Annotated in this window: 6 protein-coding genes; all 6 read right to left on the bottom strand. The window is 63.2% G+C overall.

Going from position 1 to position 7,684, the window contains the following annotated elements:
• Window positions 1-39 precede the first annotated feature (39 nt).
• From D8U61_RS04735 to D8U61_RS04760, 6 genes are read right to left on the bottom strand one after another with little or no spacing between them, the layout of a single operon-like run.
• On the bottom strand, window positions 40-1,050 hold the full coding sequence (locus D8U61_RS04735) for a chemotaxis response regulator protein-glutamate methylesterase (protein ID WP_073476109.1): 1,011 nt from the start codon (window positions 1,048-1,050) through the stop codon (window positions 40-42).
• Window positions 1,047-3,317 carry a hybrid sensor histidine kinase/response regulator gene (locus tag D8U61_RS04740; protein ID WP_130926502.1) on the bottom strand — a complete coding sequence of 757 codons (2,271 nt, stop codon included), beginning with the start codon at window positions 3,315-3,317 and terminating at the stop codon, window positions 1,047-1,049. Before D8U61_RS04740 ends, D8U61_RS04735 begins: the two co-directional genes overlap by 4 nt.
• On the bottom strand, window positions 3,314-3,997 hold the full coding sequence (locus D8U61_RS04745) for a chemotaxis protein CheW (protein ID WP_130926503.1): 684 nt from the start codon (window positions 3,995-3,997) through the stop codon (window positions 3,314-3,316). The genes D8U61_RS04740 and D8U61_RS04745 overlap by 4 nt, the downstream gene beginning before the upstream one ends.
• Window positions 3,994-5,265: a CheR family methyltransferase gene (locus D8U61_RS04750; protein WP_125918682.1), complete on the bottom strand. Its 1,272-nt coding sequence runs from the start codon at window positions 5,263-5,265 to the stop codon at window positions 3,994-3,996. The genes D8U61_RS04745 and D8U61_RS04750 overlap by 4 nt, the downstream gene beginning before the upstream one ends.
• A complete protein-coding gene (locus D8U61_RS04755; RefSeq protein WP_016771511.1) occupies window positions 5,262-5,798 on the bottom strand; it encodes a chemotaxis protein CheW in 537 nt (178 codons plus the stop codon). Before D8U61_RS04755 ends, D8U61_RS04750 begins: the two co-directional genes overlap by 4 nt.
• On the bottom strand, window positions 5,798-7,420 hold the full coding sequence (locus D8U61_RS04760) for a methyl-accepting chemotaxis protein (protein WP_024011735.1): 1,623 nt from the start codon (window positions 7,418-7,420) through the stop codon (window positions 5,798-5,800). Before D8U61_RS04760 ends, D8U61_RS04755 begins: the two co-directional genes overlap by 1 nt.
• Window positions 7,421-7,684 lie beyond the last annotated feature (264 nt).

The following is a 7,684-nucleotide window of genomic DNA, read 5'->3' on the forward strand; positions in this document are numbered from 1 at the left end:
CCTGAGTACTGCGGGGGCCTGGATTGCCGATCAACCTGTTCATTTGGGGAAAATCTCCAGCAATCGTGGCGCTATCTTTTCCAGCGGGCGGATTTCCACCGCGGCATCGATCGCCGCGGCAGCCTTGGGCATGCCGTACACCGCACTGCTGTGCTGATCCTGCGCAATGGTCAAATAACCCTGCTGGCGCATGAGCTTAAGCCCTTGCGCGCCATCGCGCCCCATCCCGGTCAATAAAACCCCGACGGCGTCACCGTTCCAGTAACTGGCGACGCTCTCGAAAAACACGTCGATCGAGGGGCGATAGATCTCGTTGACCGGTTCGGCGGTGTAGGCCAGCGTGCCGTTTTTCAACAGGCGAATATGGTGATTGGTCCCGGCCAGCAGCACCGCACCACTTTGCGGCGGCTCGCCTTCACGGGCCAGACGCACATCGAGGCCGCTGGCGCTGGCCAGCCATTCGGCCATGCCGGCGGCGAAGACCTGATCGACATGCTGCACCAGCACGATCGCGGCGGAAAAATCTCTCGGCAGGCCTTTGAGCAACACTTCCAGCGCCGCCGGCCCACCGGCAGACGAACCGATCGCCACCAGGCGCTGACGTGACGGCGAACTGCGCGGCGAACTCGGCGCCGGGCGCGCACGTGGCGCCTTGTCGCCGATCAGCCAGCCGATGTTGAGGATCTTGCGCAACAACGGCGCCGCCGCTTCCTGGGCATTGCCGGCGCCGATCGCCGGCGTGTCGACCACGTCCAGCGCGCCGTGGCCCATGGCCTCGAACACGCGGTGCACGTTCTGTTGACGATCCACGGTGACGATGACAATCGCGCACGGTGTCTCGGCCATGATCCGCCGCGTGGCTTCGACGCCGTCCATGATCGGCATGATCAGGTCCATCAGAATCAGGTCTGGTGTGCACTCGGCGCAGCGTTGCACCGCCTCGGCACCGTTGCTGGCGACCCAGATCACCTGATGCGCCGGCTCGAAGGCCAACGCTCGGCGCAGGGCCTCCACCGCCAGGGGCATGTCGTTGACGATTGCGATCCTCATGTCCGCGCTCCTCCGATGAGCTCGACCACTGCATCGAGCAGGGCGTCGTCATGAAAACTGGCTTTGGCTAGATAATAGTCGGCGCCGGCATCCAGTCCACGGCGGCGGTCTTCTTCGCGATCCTTGTACGACACGACCATCACCGGCAGCGATTGCAGACGGTTGTCGCGGCGCAGCAGCGTGACCAGCTCGATGCCGTCCATGCGCGGCATGTCGATGTCGGTGATCAGCAGATCGAAGTTCTCCGAACGCAGCGCATTCCAGCCGTCCATGCCGTCCACCGCCACCGCGACGTCGTAGCCACGATTGAGCAGCAGTTTGCGTTGCAGCTCGCGCACGGTCAGCGAATCGTCGACCACCAAGACTCGTTTGCGCGCCGCTTCCGCAGCTTGATTGCCGTGGCGGGCAATGCGCTCCAGGCGCCCGGTATTGAGCAGCTTGTCCACCGAACGCAGCATGTCTTCGACATCGACGATCAGCACCACCGAGCCGTCATCGAGCAAGGCCCCGGCGGAGATGTCCTGAACCTTGCCCAGACGCTCGTCCAGCGGCAACACCACCAGCGTGCGCTCACCCACGAAGCGCTCGACCGCCACCCCATAAATCGCCTCGCGCTCGCGGATCACCACGACTTTCAGGGTAGCGCCATCGTTCTGACTGGCCGGGCGATTGAGCAACTGGCTGGCCGCAACCAGCCCGACATGCTGGCCTTCGTGCCAGAAATGCTGACGTCCTTCGACCTGCACGATGTCTTCCGGCGCCAGATCGCACATGCGTTCGATGTGCGCCAAGGGGAATGCGTAAGCCTCTTCGCCGACTTCCACCACCAGACTGCGCACCACCGAAAGCGTCAGCGGCACTTCCAGATGGAAACGACTGCCCTCGCCCGCCGTCTGCTCCAGCACCACGGCCCCGCGCAATTGGCGAACCATGTGTTGAACAGCGTCGAGACCGACGCCACGCCCGGACACTTCGGTAACCTTGTCGCGCAGGCTGAAACCCGGCAGAAACAGGAACGTCAGCAGTTCTTCTTCGCTCAATTGCGCTGCGGTTTCGGCTGGGGATAACTGCCGTTCGACGATGCTGCGGCGGACTTTCTCCAGATCGACGCCACCGCCGTCATCGCTGAGTTCCAGCACCAGCAAACCGGCTTGGTGGGAAGCGCGCAAGCGGATCAGGCCCTCTTCCGGCTTGCCCTTGAGCAGGCGTTGTTCCGGGGATTCGATGCCGTGATCGACGGCGTTGCGCAGCAGATGAGTCAGCGGTGCTTCAAGCTTTTCCAGCACGTCGCGATCGACCTGGGTTTTCTCACCTTCGATCTCCAGGCGCACTTGTTTGCCAAGGCTGCGCCCGAGGTCGCGAACCATGCGCGCCTGACCGCTGAGCACGTCGGCGAACGGGCGCATGCGACAGGCCAGCGCGGTGTCATAGAGCACTTGCGCGCGCTGACTGGCCTGCCAGGCGAATTCGTCGAGTTCGGCGTTTTTCTCGCTGAGCAGTTGCTGCGACTCGGCGAGCAAACGTCGCGCATCTTCCAGCGACTCGAGCGCTTCCAGGCTCAGCGCATGCTCCTTCAGGTGCACATTGAGATTTTCCAGTGCGCGCAGGCCGTTGTTCTGCATGCGTTTGAGGCGCTGCATGGTCGCCAGGTGCGGCTTGAGACGCTGGGTTTCCACCAGTGATTTGCTCGACAGATCGAGCAGGCTGTTCAGGCGTTCGGCGGTAACGCGCAAGACGCGCTCGCCGCCCTCGGTGGTGCGTTTGTTTTTGCGCGGGGCCGGCTCGGCGGGCTCGTCGACCATCGGCGCTGACACTATTGGCGCTGGCTCGATCTGCAACTCGGCCATTGGCGGCGTGGCAACCACAGCGGCTGGCGCCGACGGATCGAGCAAACGCCCCATCAGCGCCACGTAGGCTTCAATATCCGCAGGTTGCGGCGCATTGGCCGGCGTGGCGATGCGCATCAGCAGGTCGGTGCCCTGCAACAACGCGTCGATGTGCTCGGGACGCAGCAACAAACGGCCTTCCTGGGCGCTGACCAGGCAATCTTCCATGACGTGGGCGACGCTGACGCCGCTGTCGATACCAACAATCCGCGCTGCGCCTTTGAGGGAGTGCGCCGCGCGCATGCACGACTCCAGTTGATCGGCCTGGGTCGGATTACGCTCCAGCGCCAGCAGCCCGGCGCTGAGCACTTGGGTCTGGGCTTCGGCTTCGAGGCTGAACAGTTCGAGCAGGGAGGCATCGCGCATTTGCTCGGGGGTCATGTCAGGCTCCGGGTCACGGCGGACAGCAGCTGCTCTTCATCCAGCCAGCGCAAACTGCGACCGCGATATTGCAGAACGCCACGGGTGTATTTGGCACTGGCCTGCGCACCGGACTGAGACGCCGCGTCGAGGATGCGTTCGTCGATGGCATGAATGCCGTCGACCTCGTCCACCGGCACCACCACCGGCCCGCCATGGGCAGCGATGATCAGCATGCGCGGCATGACTCGCCCGCCACTGACCGGCGCAACGCTGCCGTCGAGGTCGAGCAATTCCACCAGCGACAGGCACGCGACCAGTGCGCCACGGACATTGGCCACGCCGAGCAAGGCCCGCGAGCGCTGGTGCGGCAGCGAATGTATCGCCTGCAACGGCGCGACTTCGACAAGCGTGCGCGTGGCCAGCCCGAGCCATTCCTCGCCGAGGCGAAACATCAGCAGCGAGCGGGTCTTGACGTCGATTTCGACTTTGCTGACCACTGCTTCGCGCTGGTCCTGCTGCAACGAATAACGGTCGAGCAGGCGCGTGGCGGCGGCGGAATACACCGAGCAGTTGCGGCAATGAATGTGCTCTTCCAGCAACGGGCAGGACTTGTCGCCATGAATGCCGATGCGGTTCCAGCAATCGTCGATGGCGCGGGCGTCTTCGTGGGTAACGTTCAAGGTGTCGGACGCGCTCATCGTTTACGCTCACTGTCGGCGGTGCGCCCGCTGCGGGCGGCGCGCTCCTGCAATCGTCGGGCACCCGCCGTGTCGCCCTGAGCCTGTAGCAACGCGGCCAGGTGCATCAGCGCTTCGGGATGTTGCGGTTCAAGGTACAAGGCCTTGCGGTAATAACCCTGGGCTTCGAGGCTCAAGCCAGCAACATCGCTGAGCAGCCCGAGCCAGTAGAACACCTGCGCCACCGGCTCATGGCTGCGCAGATAGTCTTCGCACGCGGCACGGGCCTCGGCGCTTTTGCCTTCGTTGGCCAGTGCAGCGATTTGCGCCAGCAGCGTCGCGGCGTCGGGGTTGGCAGTTTTTTTCGTCACCGGCAAAGCCGTCACGGCAGCGAACGGCCGATTGCGCACTGGCGCTGGCGGCGCGCTGCGCAATGGCTGGCTGACCGGCACGGCGACCGGTTTCGGCGTCGGCAGCGGTTCGGGGTGCGGCTCGCTATGACGGCTGAAAGCGAACGACTGCGGGATGCCGATCGAGCGCATGCCCAAACGCCCGAGCAGACTGCCCTCCGCCGGGCCGATAAACAGCACACCGTCGACGTGGGTCAGGCGCTTGAGCACTTCGAACACCTGCTTTTGCGTCGGCTGGTCGAAGTAGATCAGCAGGTTGCGGCAGAACACGAAATCGAAGGCTGGCTCGCTCGCCAACAGCGTCGGATCGAGGACATTGCCGACCTGCCAGCGCACCTGTTCGCGAACGTATTCGTTGACCCGGTGGCCGTCCTGCTCAGGCATGAAATGCCGATCGCGAAATTGCAGATCCTGCCCGCGAAACGAGTTCTTGCCGTAAACAGCACGGCGCGCCTTGTCCACCGACAACGGGCTGATGTCCATGCCATCGACCTTGAACTGATGCGGTTTGAGCCCGGCATCGAGCAGGGCCATGGCGATCGAATAGGGTTCTTCGCCGGTCGAGCACGGCAGACTGAGGATGCGCAACGCGCGCATGTTGTTCAGCTCGGCGAGACGCTGACGGGCCAGTTTGCCCAAGGTGGCGAAGGATTCCGGGTAACGGAAAAACCATGTTTCCGGAACGATCACCGCTTCGATCAGTGCCTGCTGTTCATCCCGCGAGCCTTGCAACAGCTGCCAGTATTCGTCGGCGTGGGCGGCCTGGGACAGCGTGGTGCGCTGGCGCACGGCACGCTCGATGATCGCCGCGCCCACCGAAGCGACATCGAGGCCGATGCGTTCCTTGAGGAAATCGAAAAAGCGCTGATCACCACTCATGGCTGCGCCTCTAACTGCGCCGGATCACGCGGCGGATCGGGGAACAGCAAACCGCGCACGGCGTCATCGAGCAAGTCATTGACCCGCACCCATTGCAGCAATCCCTGCGCATCTTCGCGCACCGGGCCGAGGTATGGCGCCTCGCGGTTATCGAGGCCGTAGGGCTGGAAATCTTGCGGATGACAGCGCAGCGTGTCGGTGGCCTGCTCGAGAATCAGCCCGAGCCATTGCGCTGCTTGCGCTTGATCCGGCTGATAATTGACCAGCACCAGCCGCGTGCTGGTGCGCGCCTCGGCGGGCCGGCCAAAAGTCAGCGCACTGAGGTCGATCACCGGCACCACCGCCCCGCGATAGGCGAACACCCCGGCCACCCAGTGCGGCGCCCGGGCAATCGGCTTCAACGGCAGGCGCGGCAGCACTTCGGCCACTTCGGTGGCGCGCAGGGCGTAGCGTTCGCTGCCGATGCGAAACAGCAGAAACAGCGCCTGCTTCGCCACTGGCGCACTGCCCCGTTTGGCGATGATTTCGCTCATCAGACTTTGAATCGCGAAACGCCGCTGCGCAGGCCGACGGCCACCTGGCTCAGTTCGTCGATGGCGAAACTGGCCTGACGCAGCGATTCGACGGTCTGGCTGCTGGCATCGCCCAACTGCACCAGCGCATGGTTGATCTGTTCGGCGCCAGTGGCCTGGGCCTGCATGCCTTCGTTGACCATCAGCACGCGCGGCGCCAGTGCCTGCACCTGATGGATGATCTGCGACAGCTGCTCGCCGACCTGCTGCACTTCCGACATGCCGCGGCGCACTTCTTCGGAAAACTTGTCCATGCCCATCACCCCGGCCGACACCGCCGACTGGATCTCGCGAACCATCTGTTCGATGTCGTAGGTGGCCACGGCGGTCTGATCGGCCAGACGCCGGACTTCGGTGGCGACTACGGCAAACCCGCGACCGTACTCGCCGGCCTTCTCGGCTTCGATCGCTGCGTTGAGCGACAGCAGGTTGGTTTGGTCAGCCACTTTGACGATGGTCACCACCACCTGATTGATGTTGCCGGCCTTCTCGTTGAGGATCGCCAGTTTGGCGTTGACCAGATCCGCCGCGCCCATGACCGAGTGCATGGTGTCTTCCATGCGCGCCAGGCCTTGCTGGCCGGAGCCGGCGAGCACCGAGGCCTGATCGGCAGCGGTGGACACTTCGGTCATGGTGCGCACCAGATCCCGCGAGGTCGCGGCGATCTCACGGGAGGTTGCGCCGATTTCGGTGGTAGTCGCTGCGGTTTCGGTGGCGGTGGCTTGTTGCTGCTTGGAAGTGGCGGCGATCTCGGTCACCGAAGTGGTCACCTGCACCGAAGAGCGCTGGGCCTGGGATACCAGCGACGTCAGCTCGGTCATCATGTCGTTGAAGCCGGTTTCGACCGCGCCGAATTCGTCCTTGCGATCAAGGTTCAGGCGCGAACTCAGATCGCCGGTGCGCATGATGTCGAGGATGGTCACGATGCGGTTCATCGGCGCCATGATCGCGCGCATCAACAGCAGACCACAGAGGCCGGCGGCCAGCACCGCAACCAGCAGGGAAATGACCATGCTGACTTTGGCCGTTGCCACCGCGTCGTCGATGTTGGCCATGGCGGTATCGGCAACAACTTTGTTCTCGCCAATGATGTCGTTGAGCTTCATGCGCCCGGTGTACCACGCCGGGGTCAGCTTCTCGTTGAACAGCTTGATGGCATCGGCTTCCAGATTGCGCTTGTGCAGGTCCAGCACGGCATCCTGAATCTGCATGTAGGTATCGTGGTACTTCTCGAACAGGGCGAATTCGGATCGGTCTTCATCGGTGGCCATGGTCTTGCGATAGTTGGCCATCTGCTCTTGCAGACGCGCCTCGAACGCCTTGTAGTCGGCAGCGTCTTCACTGGAAACGCCCTGGCCATCCTTGAGGCCGAGCAGCTCCTGGGTCTGCAAATAACTGTCGACCCAAGCGCCGCGAATCATCGAGCTGTAATAGACGCCGGGGATGGCATCGTCGCGCACGCTGTTTTCACTGGCCTCGATCTTCAACAACCGCGAGTAGGACAGCACCACCATCAACAGCATGATGGCGATAATCACCGCAAAGCTCGCCAAAATGCGTTGGCGCAACGTCCAGTTCTTCACAGTGAATCCTCGTGCCTGATCGAAATGCGGGGAGTATAGCCGAGCGCGGTGTTTCATTTATAAGACGCTTTCGCTGGCAGCACTGTCCCTGGGGGAGCGAGCCTGCTCGCGAAGGCCACACCACGGTCCCGGCAAATCCCCTACTGCGCAAGAAGTTGCGCAGTAGGTCGTAATATTTCAGGGGTAAATTGCCCTGCAGCCCAAGCGGTGCAAGCCCTGCAGCCAAGTGCGCAAGAAGTTGCGCAGTACTGCGCAACTTCTTGC

It is taken from the genome of Pseudomonas sp. Sample_14 (assembly GCF_004307515.1).
GTDB lineage: Bacteria > Pseudomonadota > Gammaproteobacteria > Pseudomonadales > Pseudomonadaceae > Aquipseudomonas > Aquipseudomonas atacamensis.

Excerpts from the sequence above, each read along its gene's own strand:
- D8U61_RS04735 (WP_073476109.1), bottom strand. The coding sequence starts at position 1,050 with ATGAGGATCGCAATCGTCAACGACATGCCCCTGGCGGTGGAGGCCCTG.
- D8U61_RS04740 (WP_130926502.1), bottom strand. The coding sequence starts at position 3,317 with ATGACCCCCGAGCAAATGCGCGATGCCTCCCTGCTCGAACTGTTCAGC.
- D8U61_RS04745 (WP_130926503.1), bottom strand. The coding sequence starts at position 3,997 with ATGAGCGCGTCCGACACCTTGAACGTTACCCACGAAGACGCCCGCGCC.
- D8U61_RS04750 (WP_125918682.1), bottom strand. The coding sequence starts at position 5,265 with ATGAGTGGTGATCAGCGCTTTTTCGATTTCCTCAAGGAACGCATCGGC.
- D8U61_RS04755 (WP_016771511.1), bottom strand. The coding sequence starts at position 5,798 with ATGAGCGAAATCATCGCCAAACGGGGCAGTGCGCCAGTGGCGAAGCAG.